At 61.4% G+C, this 16,779-nt stretch carries 14 protein-coding genes and 1 pseudogene; 6 read left to right on the top strand and 9 right to left on the bottom strand.

The features are described 5' to 3' along the window. Positions 1 to 163 precede the first annotated feature (163 nt). The 7 genes and pseudogenes from DQ230_RS17325 to DQ230_RS05785 form a co-directional block, all read right to left on the bottom strand. A pseudogene (locus tag DQ230_RS17325) lies at positions 164 to 1,042 on the bottom strand (ABC transporter permease); the annotation flags it as partial. A 12-nt stretch (positions 1,043 to 1,054) separates the two neighbouring features. Next, positions 1,055 to 2,725 (bottom strand): ABC transporter permease, encoded by a 1,671-nt coding sequence (locus tag DQ230_RS17330; protein WP_113911593.1) that lies wholly within the window; start codon positions 2,723 to 2,725, stop codon positions 1,055 to 1,057. Between the two features lie 4 nt (positions 2,726 to 2,729). Further along, positions 2,730 to 3,017: a DUF1330 domain-containing protein gene (locus tag DQ230_RS05765; RefSeq protein WP_113911595.1), complete on the bottom strand. Its 288-nt coding sequence runs from the start codon at positions 3,015 to 3,017 to the stop codon at positions 2,730 to 2,732. Between the two features lie 98 nt (positions 3,018 to 3,115). Further along, the gene (locus DQ230_RS05770) at positions 3,116 to 4,228 is read right to left on the bottom strand and encodes an extracellular solute-binding protein (protein WP_113911597.1); all 1,113 of its coding nucleotides are present in this window, start codon (positions 4,226 to 4,228) and stop codon (positions 3,116 to 3,118) included. Between the two features lie 106 nt (positions 4,229 to 4,334). Beyond that, positions 4,335 to 5,438 (bottom strand): ABC transporter ATP-binding protein, encoded by a 1,104-nt coding sequence (locus tag DQ230_RS05775; RefSeq protein ID WP_113911599.1) that lies wholly within the window; start codon positions 5,436 to 5,438, stop codon positions 4,335 to 4,337. A gap of 315 nt (positions 5,439 to 5,753) precedes the next feature. Then, positions 5,754 to 7,124, bottom strand: coding sequence for an aspartate aminotransferase family protein (locus tag DQ230_RS05780; RefSeq protein WP_113911601.1), 1,371 nt, complete (start codon positions 7,122 to 7,124; stop codon positions 5,754 to 5,756). A 116-nt stretch (positions 7,125 to 7,240) separates the two neighbouring features. Beyond that, positions 7,241 to 7,717, bottom strand: coding sequence for an Lrp/AsnC family transcriptional regulator (locus tag DQ230_RS05785; protein ID WP_113911793.1), 477 nt, complete (start codon positions 7,715 to 7,717; stop codon positions 7,241 to 7,243). A gap of 132 nt (positions 7,718 to 7,849) precedes the next feature. Between DQ230_RS05785 and DQ230_RS05790 the strand changes: the two genes are divergently transcribed. Then, positions 7,850 to 9,034: a M24 family metallopeptidase gene (locus DQ230_RS05790; RefSeq protein ID WP_113911603.1), complete on the top strand. Its 1,185-nt coding sequence runs from the start codon at positions 7,850 to 7,852 to the stop codon at positions 9,032 to 9,034. 111 nt (positions 9,035 to 9,145) lie between these two features. Here the strand turns inward: DQ230_RS05790 and DQ230_RS05795 are convergent, their stop codons facing one another. Together DQ230_RS05795 and DQ230_RS05800 are read right to left on the bottom strand one after the other, a co-directional pair. After that, positions 9,146 to 10,540, bottom strand: coding sequence for an aspartate aminotransferase family protein (locus DQ230_RS05795; RefSeq protein ID WP_113911605.1), 1,395 nt, complete (start codon positions 10,538 to 10,540; stop codon positions 9,146 to 9,148). 109 nt (positions 10,541 to 10,649) lie between these two features. After that, positions 10,650 to 11,336, bottom strand: a complete 687-nt coding sequence (locus DQ230_RS05800) for a GntR family transcriptional regulator (RefSeq protein WP_113911607.1) — start codon at positions 11,334 to 11,336, stop codon at positions 10,650 to 10,652. A 146-nt stretch (positions 11,337 to 11,482) separates the two neighbouring features. On the opposite strand from DQ230_RS05800, the gene DQ230_RS05805 reads away from it, so the two are divergent. The 5 genes from DQ230_RS05805 (at position 11,483) to DQ230_RS05825 (ending at position 16,779) form a co-directional block, all read left to right on the top strand. After that, positions 11,483 to 12,568: a polyamine ABC transporter substrate-binding protein gene (locus DQ230_RS05805; protein WP_113911608.1), complete on the top strand. Its 1,086-nt coding sequence runs from the start codon at positions 11,483 to 11,485 to the stop codon at positions 12,566 to 12,568. Between the two features lie 64 nt (positions 12,569 to 12,632). Then, positions 12,633 to 13,754 carry an ABC transporter ATP-binding protein gene (locus tag DQ230_RS05810; protein WP_113911610.1) on the top strand — a complete coding sequence of 374 codons (1,122 nt, stop codon included), beginning with the start codon at positions 12,633 to 12,635 and terminating at the stop codon, positions 13,752 to 13,754. A 3-nt stretch (positions 13,755 to 13,757) separates the two neighbouring features. Then, complete coding sequence (locus DQ230_RS05815) at positions 13,758 to 14,648, top strand: ABC transporter permease subunit (protein ID WP_113911612.1); 891 nt, start codon at positions 13,758 to 13,760, stop codon at positions 14,646 to 14,648. Continuing rightward, positions 14,645 to 15,457, top strand: coding sequence for an ABC transporter permease (locus tag DQ230_RS05820; protein ID WP_113911614.1), 813 nt, complete (start codon positions 14,645 to 14,647; stop codon positions 15,455 to 15,457). The genes DQ230_RS05815 and DQ230_RS05820 overlap by 4 nt, the downstream gene beginning before the upstream one ends. Continuing rightward, positions 15,454 to 16,779, top strand: a complete 1,326-nt coding sequence (locus tag DQ230_RS05825; RefSeq protein ID WP_113911616.1) for an NAD(P)/FAD-dependent oxidoreductase — start codon at positions 15,454 to 15,456, stop codon at positions 16,777 to 16,779. The genes DQ230_RS05820 and DQ230_RS05825 overlap by 4 nt, the downstream gene beginning before the upstream one ends.

Raw genomic sequence — 16,779 nt, forward strand, 5'->3', positions numbered from 1 at the left:
TATTTTCTCGCACTTTCTCTTCTTATGGCGTCTTAGTTGCCACCAAAATATCACATTAAATCAATAACCTGCCGCGTTTCCGCGACAGGCTTCGTTGTGGCTGTGTCCCACGGGGCGGAATGCGTCACTTTGACGGGCGCCCTTTTTCAATCTCTTTGCCTGATTATCCGGGCGACATGCCGCGGAGCCGTTCGGATCTGCGCCGCAGCAATTCGACGGTTGTCAGCAGCAGGATCGAAACCCCCACAAGGATCGTGGCCACGGCCAGAATGGTGGGCGATACCTGTTCGCGCAGGCCGATAAACATCTGCCAAGGCAGGGTTTTCTGGCTGGCCGAGCCGACGAACAGCACGACGACCACCTCGTCAAAGGATGTGATGAAGGCAAACAGACCGCCCGAAATCACGCCCGGCAGGATCAGCGGCATCTGCACGCGAAAGAATGTCGTCACCGGGTTCGCACCCATATTCGCCGCCGCGCGGGTCAGCGACCGGTCAAAGCCGACCAGCGTTGCCGTCACGGTGATGATCACGAACGGAATACCCAGCACGGCATGGGCCAGGATGACTTTGACATATCCGACAAAGTTCTTGTCCAGCCCCAGCGTACCTTCCATGAAGTTGCCGATTTTCGAGTAGAAAAAGAACATGCCGGTGGCCGAAATGATCAGCGGCACAATCATCGGCGAGATCAGGATCGCCATGATACCACGCCGAAACGGGACATGCGATTGCGACAGTCCGATTGCCGCCAGCGTGCCAAGGCTGACCGACAGGATCGTCGCAATCGGCGCGATGATCAGCGAGTTCTTGAAGCTGCGCTGCCATTCGTTGTTGGTAAAGAAGTCGCGATAATGCTTCAGCGAATACCCCTCGGGATCAAAGCTGAGCATTTCGGGCGTGAAGGTAAAGAAATCCTCGGCGTTGAACGACAGCGGGATGACCACCAGGATGGGCGTGATCAGAAAGATGAAGATCAGCGCACAGATCACCCGGAAGGCATAGTACCAGACGCGTTGGCCGAAGGTGGCGTAGATAGGAAGGCTCATGTCGCGTTACCCCAGTTTCACGTTGTCGATGCCAACGATCTTGTCATAGCACCAGTAGAGCGCCAGAACGACGACCAGCAGGATGGTGCCCAGCGCGGCGGCAAGGCCCCAGTTCAGGCTGGACGAGATGTGGTAGGCGATCCGGTTCGAGATGAAGACACCCTTGGTGCCGCCGACAATTTCGGGCGTGATGTAGTAGCCGATCGACAGGATGAAGACCAGGATCGACCCCGCCCCGATGCCGGGAATGGACTGCGGGAAATAGACCCGCCAGAAGGCGGTCCAGTTGGTCGCACCCAGCGATTTCGCGGCGCGCAGGTAGCTGGGGTTGATCGTTTGCATCACCGAATACATCGGCAGGATCATGAAGGGCAGCAGGATATGCGTCATCGCCGTGATCGTACCGATCTGGTTGTTGATCAGCACCAGCCGGTCATTGTCCGCCACCAGCCCGATCCAGACCAGCACATCGTTGACCACGCCGTTTTGCTGGAGCATCACCTTCCACGCGGATGTTCGCACCAGAAGCGATGTCCAGAACGGCAGCAGCACCAGCATCATCAACAGGTTGGCCGTGCGCATCGGCAGGTTTGAAAGCAGCCAGGCGATGGGATAGCCCAGCAGGATGCACGCGCCCATGATGGTCAGCGACATGATGATCGTGCGGATAAACAGCTGGATCAGCACGCGCTTGTTTTCGGGCTGCACGGCGGCGCCTTCGGGCGTTTTCTGCATGTCGATGGCGTTCAGGAAATAGCCTGACGTGTATGGCCCGCTATGCGTCTGAATGATGCGCCATGTTTCGACGTTGGCCCACTCCTTGTCCACGTCGGTAAAAATCTCGGTATAGTTGGGCGCGAGCAGCGGCGCGTTTGCCAGTGCCGTCAGTGCCTCCTTGTGCGGGCCGTTATAGGCTGCCAGATCGGCCTTGAAATCGGGCCGCGTCACGTCCTGAAGCAGCGCCAGATAGAGCGATTCCATCGGCTTGGTCTTGGCCACCACCTTGTTTTCAACAAGGCCGGTGATCACCGCGAAAGACGTATAGACGCGCGCCGCAAGCGGCAGCAGTCCGGACACCTCGGCGGAGGGGGCGAAATTCATTTCGCCCACCGGCTTTTCATCGGCCAGCGATCGAATCCGCTTTTCCTGCGCGGCCAATAGCGCATCGTCAACGGCTGCGCCATCGGCGGCGTTGAACAGCTGGTAATATGTCTCGCGCTCGCCCCAGATGGGGTCAACCTCTTCCAATGCGGCCTGAGCATCATCGCCCGGATCGTCCAGCTTGCGGCCGGCCTGACGGAACAGCGACGACATGCCGCTTGACTCGTAGTTCAGGCGCGAGCCGAGGCGCGTGTGGCGCTTCATTTCGGCGGCCAAGAACAGGTCGAAATACATGTCGCGGAACACCGGCTCGGGCGGCAGGTCATCGCTGGCGCCGTCCCATTTTGCCAATTCATCCACCGTGTAGGGCAGCGTGTTTTCGACGATCTGGTTTTCGACGGACCGGAACAGCATATCGCCGATCGGCAGGATGAACGAGATCAGGACAAAGATCAGCAGCGGCGCAATCAGGGCCAGTGCGCGCATCTTCTGCACGCGCAAGGCGCGGCTGAGGCTACGCTTCAGCGGGGTTCCGTCGGCGGCCAGGACCGGCGCATTGGTGGCGGTATCGCTCATGTGTTCAGGTCCCTTCGACCAGGATGATCACGCTGTCGGCCGTGCGTCTGCGAATGTCGGCGACGTTTTGATATTCGGGGTCATTATAGGCGGCCTCGGCCGCGGCATAGCTGGGGAATTCGATCACCACATGCCGGTCCAGCGTCTCGCCCTCGCAGGTGCGGGATGCGCCGCCGCGTACGACAAACCGCCCGCCGTGCTTTTGCAAAATCGGCGTGTCCCGCTCGACGTATTCGGCATACGCGTCCGGATCATTCACCGTGATATGGCCGATCAGATACCCTTTGGGCATAAGGTCATTGTCCCCGTTTGGTATGTGCGGCCCGTACATTGCGGGCCGCACTTTTTAGAAGGCAAAAGGCGGGGCGTCATCCCCGCCTTGAACCGGTCTTATTGAGCCAGCCACGCCTGGAATTTGGTGTCGATGTCATCGCGGTAATCGGCCCAGAACACGAAGTTCGGCTGAAGCACGTTGCCCGCGTTGGCCGGATCGGTCGGCATGTGCGGCGCCATGTCGATGCCCAGATCGGCGTGTTTGCCGACCAGCGGCGCCGAAGATGCACGCGCAGGACCGTACGAGATGTACTTGGCCTGATCTGCCAGATGCTGGGTGTCGGTGGTGGTCTTCACAAAGTCCTTGACCCGCGCCAGACGCTCTTCGGACAGGCCAGTGGGAATGATCCAGCCGTCGAAGTCGTAAACCTGACCGTCCCACAGCATTGCAACGGGCTGCTTTTGCTCTTCGATCACGCTGAATAGACGGCCGTTATAGGTGGAGCCGATAAAGACTTCGCCATCTGCCAGCAGCTGCGGCGTGTCGGCACCGGCGGACCACCAGACAACGCTGTCCTTGATCGTTGCCAGCTTGTCCAGCGCCTGCTGCTGACCTTCGGGTGTGGCGAGCGTGTCATACACGTCCTCGTTTGCCACGCCGTCACACATCAGCGCCCATTCCATGTTGTTGATCGGGCGCTTTTCCAGCGACCGCTTGCCGGGATATGTCTCGAGGTCGAACACGTCGCACAGTTTGCTGGGCGGCTCGGTGCCCTCGGGAACCATGTCGGTCCGATAGCCGAAGGTGATCGAATAGACGATCTGCGGGATAAAGCAGTCCGAGACGATTGTTTCGCCGAAATCGTCGCTCGCCATCGACCCGTCGTCGCCCTGCGCCAGGAATTCGTCATGGTCGATTTCCATCGCCAGACCTTCGTCGCACAGGCGCATGGCATCGGCGCCGACGACGTCGACCAGATCCCATGTGATATTGTCGGCCTCGTTCTGCGCGCGCAGCTTGGCGACCGCCTCGTTCGAGCTTTCGTCCCACGAAATGCTCAGACCGGGGTTGGCCTCCTTGTAGGGCTCGGCATAGGCCTTTTTCTGGCTGTCCTGATAGGCGCCGCCCCAGGATACGATTGTCATCGAATCGGCCATTTCCTGCGCCGATGCCATGCTGGCCGCTGCTGTCAGCGCCGTTGTTGCCATCAATGTTGCAGTGAATTTCATCATAGTCTCCCTTGGTGTCCCGTTATTTGCTTCGGGGGTGCCGCCACGGGTAAGGCAGCCGGTCCCCCTTTTCATCGGGCCAGCGATGGCCGCGATATTTCTGCGCTTACGCATCCAGTGCGCGGCAATCCTGCGGCAGCCAGCCGATTTCCAGCTGCTCGCCCGGTTGCAGGCGCCTCTGGTCGGGCGCGTTGCGCGTCTTGACGATGAAATCGTCATTGCCGGCCACGCGCAGGCGGGTGCGGAAAATATCGCCCATATAGACGAATTCCAGCACTTCGGCCTTCAGCGTGTGCGCGCCCGGTTGCAGGCGTTTCTTGTCGAACTCCACCCGCTCGGGGCGGATCGAGACCTGTGTGCGCTCGCCCACCTTGCTGACGTTGACCGGCTTGCAATCAATCAATTCGCCGTCGTCCAGCTCGACCAGGGCCAGGTTGTCGGCCTTGATCTCCTTGACGACGCCTTGCAGCGTGTTGTTTTCGCCGATGAACTGCGCAACAAAGCTGTTCTCGGGCTGCTCGTACAGGATGTCGGGCGCGGCGATCTGCTGAATGCGGCCATCGTCGAACACGGCGACGCGGTCCGACATTGTCAGCGCCTCGGTCTGGTCGTGGGTCACATAAACCGTGGTAATGCCCAGCTGATGCGCCAGATGGGTAATCTCAAACTGCATTTTCTCGCGCAGCTGCTTGTCCAGCGCGCCCAGCGGTTCGTCCATCAGGACCAGCTCGGGCTCGAACACCAGCGCGCGGGCAAGTGCGACGCGCTGCTGCTGTCCGCCAGACAACTGCGCGGGGCGGCGGCCGCCGAATTTGCCCATCTCGACCATATCGAGCGCGCGCTTGACCTTCTTCTCGCGCTCATCCTTGCCGATCTTGCGCACTTCCAGCGGGAAGGCGAGGTTTTCGGCAATGGTCATATGCGGGAACAGGGCGTAGTTCTGAAACACCATGCCGATGCCGCGCTTGTGCGGCGGAATGTTGTTGATCGACGTACCGCCAAGGCGAATATCGCCATGCGTGGCGGTTTCAAACCCGGCCAGCATCATCAGGCATGTCGTCTTGCCCGACCCCGAGGGGCCCAGCATCGTCAGAAACTCACCCTTTGGAACAGACAGGTTCAGATCCTTGACGACCAGCGTTTCCCCATCATAACTCTTTTGCACGCGTTCGAATTCCACGAACGCATCGCGACTGTGCGACTCGGCCAAATGAGTCTCCCCGTTGTTTATCGTTTTTCGCGGTCAGGCCGCGTTGAAGGCAGAGTAAACCGCCATTTGCAGTGCATTGCAACCATGATGCGTCACTTTATGAATGTAAAACGGCACTTCCTAAAAGATTGAAAGATCACGGGTCTGCCCGGCATTGGCCCGATCGTGACGGCCCGGTGACGCGCCGGAAACATTTTTCATTGCCAAGAATAAATGCCCTGTTTGCGGCGCACCCGTGCGCGCACAGGGGCAGCCCCGAAACGAAAAGGGGCCTGCGCAGATGCGAGGCCCCCTGACACACATATTTGCCTGCGATCAGCCCAATACGGACGCGACCGCCTGAACGGTTTTCGACACCACCTCATCCGCCTCGGCGCGGGTCAGGCAGAAGGGCGGGGCAAAGCCCAGGATGTCGCCCTGCGGCATCGCCCGCCCGATCACGCCATTCGCGCCCAGCGCGGCAGTGACTTGCGGCCCGATCTTGTCCGCGGCGTCAAAGAACACGCGGCCATCGCGGTGCTTCACGAATTCGACCGCGCACATCATCCCCTCGCCGCGAATATCGCCGACATTGGGGTGATCGCCCAGCGCATCGCGCATGGCGGTGTTGAGATATCCGCCCACGTCGCGGTTGTTCTGAATCAGGTTCAGATCATCCAGCAGCTTCAGGTTGGCCACGCCCGCAGCCGCCCCGATGGGGTGCGCCGAGTAGGTCCAACCGTGGCCGATGGGGCCATTCTCATCGGTGCCCTGCTCCAGCACTTTCCACATCTTGTCCGACACGATGCTGCCCGACAGCGGCGCATAGGCGCTGGTCAGACCCTTGGCGATGGTCATCAGATCGGGCTTCATGCCGTAATGGTCCGACCCGAACATGCTGCCCAGACGGCCAAAGCCGGTGACGACCTCGTCGGCGATCAGCAGGATGTCGTGCTTGTCCAGCACCGCCTGAATCGCGGGCCAGTAGCCAGCGGGCGGCGGCGCAAGGCCCCCGGTGCCCAGCACAGGCTCGCCGATGAAGCCGGCGATATTGTCCGCGCCCTCGGCCTCGATCAGTTCTTCCAGCTTGGCGACACAATGGGCGACGAACTGCTCCTCGCTCATGTCCAGATCGTCGCGGCGGAAATAATACGGCGCCTCGGTATGAATGACCTGCTCCAGCGGCAGATCGAACTTCTTGTGAAACAGCTCCAGCCCGGTCAGCGAGCCGGTCATCAGGCCCGAGCCGTGATAGCCGCGCCAGCGGCTGATGATCTTTTTCTTCTGCGGGCGGCCAAGGATGTTGTTGTAATACCAGATCAGCTTGATGTTCGTCTCGTTCGCGTCCGAGCCGCTCAGGCCGAAATACACCTTCGACATATGATCGGGCGCCCGGTCCAGCACCATCTTGGCCAGGGTGATCGCCGCCTCGGTGCCGTGGCCGACATAGGCATGGTAATAGGCCAGCTCCTGCGCCTGTTTGGCGATGGCGTCGGCAATTTCGGTGCGGCCATAGCCGACGTTGACGCAATAAAGGCCGGCGAAGGCATCCAGATGCTTGTTCCCCTCGCGGTCCTCGATATGGCAATCCTTGGCACCTGAGATAATGCGGCTGGACATCTCGCCGCGCGCGAACTGCGCCAGATGCGTGGAGGGGTGAAAGAAATTCTCGCGGTCCCATTCGGCCAGCTGATCGTTTCGTAGCATCGGTGTCTCCTTGACTTCGGGGCGCGCTGAAGCGCGGCGCGGCTTTGCGCGCAACCTGCCGCAAATGATGCAGGCTGTGTAACCGAAATCGGGGCCGCGCGCAGAAGAATCTTCTGTTATTTGCCCAGTATCGCGGCCAAGGGCGGCACGGGGCTGTCCTTGACCGTCTTGGTCACGACATAGGTAAAATACCGCGCCAGCCCGATCCCGGCGTCCAGCATGTCGTCCAGCAGCGCCTGATACCCCTCGATATCGCGCGCCACGATATGCAGCAGATAGTCATAGCCGCCGCCCAGCGCCCAGCAGCCCGTCACCTGATCGTAACGCGCCATCGCCGCCTCGAACCGGCGGAAGGCATCGGCAGTATGATCTGTCAGCTCCACGGTGACAAAGACCGTCACATGCGGGCCGATCTTCTTCAGCGCAATGCGCGCGTGGATACCGTCGATCACGCCGGCCGCTTGCAGCTTGCGCACCCGCTCCCAGCAGGGGCTGGCCGACAGGCCCGCCGCCGCCGCCAGATCGGCGTTGGTCATCCGGCCATTGGCGGCCAGCGCTCGCAGGATATCCAGATCGCGGGCGTCAAGGCGGATCATGTGTTGGCTCGGCTGGGTTTCATAGCGCCTGTTTTGCGGCCCCGCGCGGGCGCGGTCAACGCAGCCCTTGCGTAAAACGCAAATTCGGCATGAGATGCCGCGCATCAAGCGTAACAGAAAGGCCCCGACATGATTGAAAAGGACATCCCCTTCAGCAGCGCCGAATATCAGCGGCGACTGGTGAAGACGCGACATGCCATGAAGGCCGCAGGCATCGACGTGCTTTTTTGCACCGATCCCAGCAACCAGAACTGGCTGACCGCCTATGACGGCTGGTCGTTCTATGTCCATCAGGGCGTGCTGGTCACGCTTGATGGGCCGCCCGTCTGGTGGGGGCGCTACATGGACATGATGGGCGGGCGGCGCACCTGCTGGATGGAGGATGAACACATCCTTGGCTACGAGGATCACTATATCCAAAGCACCGTGCGCCACCCGATGCAGGACCTTGCCGCGCGTATCAAGGGCATGGGGCTGGGCAGCGCGCGCATCGGCGTCGAGATGGAGAACTATTACTACTCGGCCAAGGCCCATGCCGTTCTGACCGCCGAACTGCCCGAGGCCGAATTCATCGACGCGACCGCACTGGTCAACTGGCAGCGTCTGGTCAAATCGGACGAGGAAATCGGGTTCATGCGCCGCGCCGCCCGTATCACCGACAAGGTGATCGAAACCGCGATCGAGCGGGCCGCGCCGGGCGTGCGCAAGAATGATCTGGTGGCCGATGTCCTGCACGCCGGCATCACCGGGCTGGGGGACGATTGGGGCGATTATCCGGCGATCCTGCCGCTGACCCCCTCGGGCGCCGATGCCACCGCGGCGCACCTGACCTGGGACGGCAAACCGATGAAGGCGGGCGAGGCCACGTTTTTCGAGCTGTCGGGCGTCTATCGCCGTTATCATGCGCCGCTCAGCCGGACGGTGTTCCTGGGAACACCGCCGGATGACATGCTGCGCGCCGAGGCCGCCCAGATCGAGGGAATCGAGGCCGGGCTGGAGGCCGCACGCGCCGGCGCGCGGACCTGCGACATTGCCAATGCCTTCATGGGCGTTCTCGCGCGCCACGGGATCGAGCGGTCAGGCCGCATGGGCTATCCCGTCGGCGTCAGCTATCCGCCCGACTGGGGCGAGCGCACCGCGTCGATCCGCAGCGAGGATGACACCGTGCTGGAGCCCGGCATGGTCTTTCACTTCATGCCTGCCCTCTGGATGGACACCTGGGGCCTTGAGACGACCGAGACGATCCTGATCAAGGACAGCGGCGCGGCAGAGCCGCTGTGCAACCAGCCCCGCAAGCTGTTCATCAAGGATTAGACCCTGAAAGGCGCTTTAGGCTCTAAACCCGGCGCCTGAAAAGCGTGGCCCCAAAAGAAAACAGGCGCAGCTGGCCGGCTGCGCCTGTTCATATCCGGGCGGTAAAAGCGTCTAGGCGGCTTTCATGCGGCCTTCGGCCTTCAGCTGCTTGTACGCCAGATCCAGCGCGGTCCACGCGCGGTCCACCAGCGTGTCCATCTCGGCATCGGTAATCACCAAGGGGGGCGAGATGATCATGCGGTCGCCGACATGGCGCATCACCAGACCGTTCTGGAAGCAATGCTCGCGGCAAATCAGCCCCGCGTCGCCCTCGTTCCCGGCAAAGGCGGCGCGGCTGGATGCGTCCGGCGTCAGCACGATGGACCCCATCATGCCGATCGTCGTCGCCTCGCCCACCAGCGGGTGGTCGGCCAGCCCCTTCCATTTGCCCGCCAGATAGGCGGCGGAATGGTCGGCCACGCGGTCAACGATGCCTTCTTCCTGCAGGATACGCAGGTTTTCCAAGGCAACCGCGCAGGTCATCGGGTGGCCGGAATAGGTGTAGCCATGCGCGAATTCGCAATCATTGATGACCTTCGCCACCTCGTCGCACACGACCGATCCGCCGATGGGCGCGTAGCCGCTGCTCAGCCCCTTGGCGATGGTCATGATATGCGGGCGGATACCCAGCGTTTCGCTGCCGAACCACGTGCCGGTGCGGCCAAATCCGCAAATCACCTCGTCCGCGATCAGCAGGATCTCGTACTTGTCACAGATACGCTGGATTTCCGGCCAGTAAGTGCTGGGCGGGATGATGACGCCGCCGGCGCCCTGAATCGGCTCGGCGATGAAGGCGGCGACGCGATGCTCGCCCAGCTCCTCGATCTTTTGCTCCAGCTGGCGCGCGCGCTCCAGCCCGAAATCCTCGGGGGACATGTCGCCGCCCTCGGCCCACCAATGGGGCTGATCTATGTGGCAGATATTCTCAATCGGCAGGCCGCCCTGTTCGTGCATGAACGACATGCCGCCAAGGCTGCCGCTGCCCATGGAAGAGCCGTGATAGGCATTCTTGCGGCTGATGATGACGTTCTTGTCCGGCTTGCCCTTCTGCGCCCAGTAGGTGCGCACCATGCGGATGTTGGTATCATTCGCCTCGGACCCCGAGCCGGCGAAAAACACATGGTTCAGATCGCGCGGCGCCAGCTCGGCCAGCTTCGCCGACAGGGCGATGGCCGGGACGTGCGACGTCTGGAAAAACGTGTTGTAATAGGGCAGCTCGCGCATCTGGCGGGCGGCGGCATCGGCCATTTCGCCCCGGCCATAGCCGATATTGACGCACCACAGCCCGGCCATCGCATCCAGATAATCGTTGCCGTCGCTGTCGGTCAGGGTCACGCCCTTGGCGCGGGTGATGATACGCGCGCCTTTTTTGCCCAGATCGTCATTATGGGTAAAGGGGTGCATGTGGTGGGCGGCGTCCAGCGCCTGAAGCTCGGCTGTGGGCGGATGGTTGGCGATCATGTTCATGGGCTGGCCTTTCGTTGGCTGGGCGTATGCGTCTGAATTACGGGAGGGCCGCGGCGCGGCGTACCGGGATGGCGCAAGAATATGATCAAATTATTCAATGTCAATCGAATCACTCATCTGCGGGGTTTCCAGCCAGAGATGCGCGCAGCTGGTCCATGCCCTGCCGCACATCCGCGGCAATCGCGGCGGCAGCGGCGTCTGAATCGCCCGCCTGCATGGCGCTGAGCGTCTGCTTGTGATTGTCGGGCAGGTTCTGGGTGCCCATCCGGCCACACAAAACCCGCATTGACGGGCCAAAGCGCAGCCATAGCCCCTCGGCCAGATCGGCCAGGATGGGCGATTGCGCCAGCCGGTAAATCGCCAGATGAAACTGGTGATTCAGGTGCAGATATCCGCGCAGATCGCCCTGCCGGATTGCCCCGTCCAGCGCGCGGTCGAGTTGCGTCAGAGACGCAATGTCCACCGCCGTGACATGCGCCATCGCCCTGCGCGTCAGATATGGGTCAAGCCATTCGCGCGCAACGATAATTTCGTCGATATCCGCCGCTGTCAGCAGTGGCACACTGACCCGCCTGTTGCCCTGAAATTCCAGCGCGCCCTGCGATATCAGGCGGCGGATCGCCTCGCGTACCGGGGTCATGCCGGCGCCCAGCCCTTCGGTCAGGCCCTGAATGGTCACCGCCTGCCCCGGCGTCAGATCGCCATACAGGACCATGTCGCGCAGGCGCAGATAGACCTGCGCATGGGCCGGCAATGCGCCCGGTACGGTGCCTGAAATCTGGGCAGTTTGCTGCATGACGCATAACGCTCCGACGGCTTGGGGATCACTGAGGTTGCCAGTTTACCGACCCCGTGAAAACATTACCATATTGCCATACGCGAAAAAACTTGATCAAATTCGCGGCAGCGGTGACCAGATCACCGAACCAACGGGAGAAGACAATGAAAAGAACAATTCTGACCGCGACCATCACACTGGCGATGACCGCAACCGCCGCGGTGTCCGAAGAGGTGCGCGTTTATAACTGGTCCGACTATATCGACGAATCGCTCTTGGGCAAATTCGAGGAAGAGACCGGGATCGACCTGATCTATGACGTCTTTGACAGCAACGAATTGCTGGAAACGAAAATGCTGTCCAGCGGATCGGGCTATGACGTGGTTGTGCCCACCGGCACATTCATGCAGCGCCAGATCGCCGCCGGCGCGTTTCAGAAGCTGGATAAATCCAAGCTGCCAAACATCGAAAACATGTGGGAGTTGATCGAAAAGCGCACCGCGCAGTACGACCCCGGCAACGAATATTCGATCAACTACATGTGGGGCACCACCGGCATCGGCGTCAACGTGAACAAGGTGCGCGAAGTGCTGGGCGAGGATGCTCCGATCAAATCGCTCGATCTGGTCTTCAAGCCGGAGAACATGGAAAAACTGGCCGAATGCGGCGTGCATTTCCTGGATGCCCCGGCTGAGATGATCCCGATGGCGCTGAAGTTTCTGGGCGAAGATCCCGACAGCCACGACCCCGACGTGATCGCCAAGGTCGAGGATGTGTTCATGCCCGTCCGCCCCTACATCCGCAAATTCCACTCCAGCGAGTTCATCAATGCGCTGGCGAACGGCGATATCTGCGTTGCCGTGGGTTGGTCCGGCGATATCCTGCAAGCGCGCGACCGCGCGGCAGAGGCCGATAACGGCGTCGAAATCGTCTATAACGCCCCGAAAGAGGGCGCGCAGATGTGGTTCGACCAGATGACCATCCCGGTCGATGCGCCCAACCCCGATGGCGCGCATAAATTCCTGAACTTCATCATGGATCCGCAGAATGCGGCGGCCGCGTCGAACTATGTCTATTATGCCAATGGGAACAAGGCATCGCAGGAGTTTCTGGTCGAGGACGTGATCGGCGACAACGCGGTTTACCCCGATGAGGAGACGCTGGAGAACCTGTTCACGGTCACCCCGTTCGAGCCCAAGGTGCAGCGCGTCGTCACGCGCCTGTGGACAAAGATCAAGTCAGGCACCTAAATGACCCGGCGCCCGCGCGGGGATCGTCGCGCGGGCCACCCTGCCCCTCCAGACCGGAGCCAAGATGAGCCAGACCGTTTTCGAGCCGTGGACCGACCCACAGGCCAAGCCACTGATTCAGTTCCAGAATGTCACAAAACGCTTTGGCGATTTTGTGGCCATCGACAACCAGACATTCGATATATACGAGCGCGAGTTTTTCGCCCTTCTCGGCCCGTCGGGCTGCGGCAAGACCACCATGATGCGGATGCTGGCCGGCTTTGAAAAGCCGACCGAGGGCAAGATCCTGCTGGCCGGTCAGGACATGGCGCCAATCCCGCCGAACAAGCGGTCTGTGAACATGATGTTTCAGTCCTACGCCCTGTTTCCGCACCTCAGCGTCTGGGAAAACATCGCCTTTGGCCTGAAACGCGACAAGAAGCCGAAGGAAGAGATCGCCGACCGCGTCGCGCAGATGCTGAAACTGACCCGGCTGGAGAAATTCGCCAAACGCAAGCCGCACCAGATATCGGGCGGCCAGCGCCAGCGCGTCGCACTGGCCCGGAGCCTGGCAAAGGCGCCCAAGCTGCTGCTGCTGGACGAACCGCTGGGCGCGCTGGATGCCAAGCTGCGTCAGGATACCCAGTTCGAGCTGGTGGACATTCAGGAAAAGACCGGCACAACCTTTGTCATCGTCACCCACGATCAGGAAGAGGCGATGACCGTCGCCACCCGCGTTGCCGTGATGGATGACGGCAAGATCATGCAGGCCGACACGCCCGCCAACATCTATGAGCGGCCAAATTCGGTCTATGTCGCTGATTTCATTGGTGACGTCACCATCATCGAAGGGCGCGCAACGGCAAACGGCAATGGCTATGACATCGCCTTTGCCGAAGGGCAGCCGACGCTGCACGCCGAATCCAGCAAATCATTTCAAAACGGACAGTCCTGCCATCTGGCGATTCGCCCCGAAAAGGTGGCGATCACCGCCGACAAGCCGGACACGCGCAACGCGTTGAAGGGGACGATCCTGGATATCGCTTACCTGGGCAATCTGTCCACCTACCACGTCAAACTCGGGACGGGGCAGATCATCAAGGCGCAAACCGCCAACACCCGCCGCCTGTCGCGCCGCAGCTTCACGTGGGAGGATCCGGTGTGGCTCAGCTGGACCGACACCGCCGCCGTGCTGCTGGAGGGGTAGATTATGCGCCGCTTTGCCCTGATCGCGATTCCCTATATCTGGCTGCTGGCGCTGTTTCTGGTGCCGTTCCTGATCGTGCTGAAAATCAGCCTCAGCGATACGGCGATGGCCATTCCGCCCTACACACCCACGCTGGACCTGTCCGAGGGGTGGCAAGGGTTTCGCGCGTTTCTCGCCGAGCTGGATTTTGAGAACTTCACCTTCCTGACCACTGATGACCTCTATTGGAAGGCGTATCTGTCGTCGTTCAAGATCGCCCTGATCGCGACCTTCCTGACGCTGCTGGTGGGCTATCCCATCGCCTACGGCATGGCCGCCGCACCCGACCATTGGCGCCCGACTCTGATGATGCTGGTGATCCTGCCGTTCTGGACCAGCTTTCTGATCCGGGTCTATGCGTGGATCGGCATCCTGTCGAACGAGGGGTATCTGAACCAGCTTCTGCTGTCGCTTGGCATCATTTCATCGCCGCTGACCATCCTCAACACAAACACGGCGGTCTATATCGGCATCGTCTACACCTACCTGCCCTTCATGATCCTGCCGATCTATTCCGCGCTGGAGCGGATGGACGCATCCCTGCTGGAGGCGGCCGAGGATCTGGGATGCAGCCGCATCACCGCCTTCTGGCTGGTCACATTTCCGCTGTCGAAAAACGGCATCATTGCCGGGTGTTTTCTGGTGTTCATCCCCACCATCGGCGAATTTGTCATCCCATCCCTCTTGGGCGGATCGCAAACCCTGATGATCGGCAAGGTGCTGTGGGAGGAATTCTTTAACAACCGCGATTGGCCGGTGGCCAGCGCCGTGGCGGTGATCCTGCTGCTGCTGCTGATCATCCCCATCATCCTGTTCCAGCGCAACGAGCAAAAACAGCGGGAGGCCGAAGGATGAGACGCGTCACATGGTTCAACGTCACCTCGCTCACGCTGGGGTTCGCGTTCCTTTACCTGCCGATGATCATCCTGATCATCTACAGCTTCAACGCGGGCAAGCTGGTCACTGTCTGGGCGGGGTTTTCCACCAAATGGTATGGCGAATTGCTCAGCAATCAGTCGTTTCTGGATGCGGCATGGGTCACGCTCAAGGTGGCGGTCCTGTCGTCAACCATCGCCACGGTTCTGGGCACGATGGCGGCGCTGGTGCTGGTGCGGTCGGGGCGGTTTTCGGGGCGCACCCTGTTTTCCGGCATGATCTATGCGCCGCTGGTCATGCCCGAAGTCATCACCGGCCTGTCGCTGCTGCTGCTGTTCATCGGGCTGAACATTGACCGGGGCGTGATGACCATCGTGCTGGCGCATACCACGTTTTCGATGTGCTTTGTGTCGGTCGTCGTCTCCTCCCGCCTTGTCAGTTTCGACCAGTCGCTGGAGGAGGCGGCGCTGGATCTGGGCTGTTCGCAAATGCAGGCATTCTTTCTTGTCACGCTGCCGATCATCGCGCCCGCCGTCATTTCCGGCTGGCTGCTGGCGTTCACGCTCAGCCTCGATGATCTGGTGATCGCCAGCTTTACCGCCGGACCATCCTCGACCACGCTGCCGATCAAGATATGGTCGTCGATCCGCCTTGGCCTCAGCCCCGAAATCAACGCGCTGTCCACGCTGATGATCGGGGTGGTCACGGTGGGCGTCATCACGGCGTCGCTGATCAGCAAACGCAGCAGTATGAAGCGGCTGGCAGACGAACGCGCGGCCGGCACATGAGGCGGATCTACCCGCTCCACGCCTATGGCGAGGCCCCGCGCGAGGCGTGCTATTGGCGCACCACCGCGCCCGAGGCGGATAACCCGCCCGCGCGCGGCACCCTGTCGGCGGATGTGGCGATCATCGGCGCCGGGTTTACCGGCCTGTCGGCGGCGCTGCATCTGGCCGAGGCCGGCGCCGATGTGATCGTGCTGGAGGCGCAGGATGTCGGCTGGGGCGCGTCGGGGCGCAATGGCGGGTTCTGCTGCCTCGGTGGATCGGCCGCATCGGACAAGGCGCTGCGCCGCCAATTCGGCGAGGATGCGCGCCGCGATTATCGCATGACCGAACGCCGCGCGGTTGAATTGGCCGAGCGGCTGATAGATCGCCACGCCATGCAGGTGGACCGCCATTCAGACGGCGAAACCACCATGGCCCATACCGAAGCCGCCTATCGCGGGCTGGAGGCGCAAACCGCTGATATCGAACGCGATTATGGCGTGACCCCGACCCTGACGCCGAAGGCGGATCTGATCGAAAACGGCATGAACGGCCCGTTTCACGGCGCGCTGACCATCCCCATCGGCTTTTCCCTGAACCCGCTGAAATACGCGCACGGCCTTGCCGCCGCCGCCACCTCCGCCGGCGCGCGCATCCGGGGGCGCAGCCCGGTTGTGAAAATCGAGCAGGGCCGCAGCTTTACCCTGACCACGCCCGAGGCGCGCGTTCAGGCGCGCCGCCTGATCGTGGCGACAAACGGCTACAGCTCGGACGATCTGCCGGACTGGATGAAGGCGCGCTATCTGCCGACCCAATCCAACGTGCTGGTCACGCGCGAAATGACCGATGCGGAACTGGCCGCGCAAGGCTGGACCACCGCGCAGGCATGCTATGATGACCGGTTTTTCCTGCATTATTTCCGGCTGATGCCCAACAAGCGTATGCTGTTCGGCATGCGCGGCGGGCTGTTCAGCGCGCCATGGGCCGATGCGCGGATGCACGCCAGTATCCGCCAGCATTTCGAGGCGATGTTCCCCGCGTGGCGCCATGTCGAAACGCCGCACAGCTGGCACGGGCTGCTTAGCATCGCGCGCGATTTGACGCCCTATGTCGGCCCGATCGACACCATGCCCGGCGCCTTTACCGCCATATCCTACCACGGCAACGGCGTGGCCATGGCCACCTATGCCGGCGCGCTTTTGGCCGATCTTGCGCAGGACCGCGCGCCACAGGATCCCTACCCCCAGATCATGCAAAGCCCGCCGAAACGCTGGCCGCTGGGCCGGTTTCGGCGGGCGTGGTTCGCACCGATTTACGCCGCCATGTGGGCGACGGGGGCCTGA

This window comes from Roseovarius dicentrarchi (assembly GCF_003316635.1).
Taxonomy (GTDB): Bacteria; Pseudomonadota; Alphaproteobacteria; order Rhodobacterales; family Rhodobacteraceae; genus Roseovarius; species Roseovarius dicentrarchi.

What these genes read in the sequence shown, in the direction of transcription:
- DQ230_RS05805 (WP_113911608.1), top strand. Translation starts at nt 11,483, where the DNA reads ATGAAAAGAACAATTCTGACCGCGACCATCACACTGGCGATGACCGCA.
- DQ230_RS05820 (WP_113911614.1), top strand. Translation starts at nt 14,645, where the DNA reads ATGAGACGCGTCACATGGTTCAACGTCACCTCGCTCACGCTGGGGTTC.
- DQ230_RS05780 (WP_113911601.1), bottom strand. Translation starts at nt 7,124, where the DNA reads ATGCTACGAAACGATCAGCTGGCCGAATGGGACCGCGAGAATTTCTTT.
- DQ230_RS05800 (WP_113911607.1), bottom strand. Translation starts at nt 11,336, where the DNA reads ATGCAGCAAACTGCCCAGATTTCAGGCACCGTACCGGGCGCATTGCCG.
- DQ230_RS05770 (WP_113911597.1), bottom strand. Translation starts at nt 4,228, where the DNA reads ATGAAATTCACTGCAACATTGATGGCAACAACGGCGCTGACAGCAGCG.
- DQ230_RS05765 (WP_113911595.1), bottom strand. Translation starts at nt 3,017, where the DNA reads ATGCCCAAAGGGTATCTGATCGGCCATATCACGGTGAATGATCCGGAC.
- DQ230_RS05815 (WP_113911612.1), top strand. Translation starts at nt 13,758, where the DNA reads ATGCGCCGCTTTGCCCTGATCGCGATTCCCTATATCTGGCTGCTGGCG.
- DQ230_RS05825 (WP_113911616.1), top strand. Translation starts at nt 15,454, where the DNA reads ATGAGGCGGATCTACCCGCTCCACGCCTATGGCGAGGCCCCGCGCGAG.
- DQ230_RS05790 (WP_113911603.1), top strand. Translation starts at nt 7,850, where the DNA reads ATGATTGAAAAGGACATCCCCTTCAGCAGCGCCGAATATCAGCGGCGA.
- DQ230_RS05810 (WP_113911610.1), top strand. Translation starts at nt 12,633, where the DNA reads ATGAGCCAGACCGTTTTCGAGCCGTGGACCGACCCACAGGCCAAGCCA.
- DQ230_RS05795 (WP_113911605.1), bottom strand. Translation starts at nt 10,540, where the DNA reads ATGAACATGATCGCCAACCATCCGCCCACAGCCGAGCTTCAGGCGCTG.
- DQ230_RS17330 (WP_113911593.1), bottom strand. Translation starts at nt 2,725, where the DNA reads ATGAGCGATACCGCCACCAATGCGCCGGTCCTGGCCGCCGACGGAACC.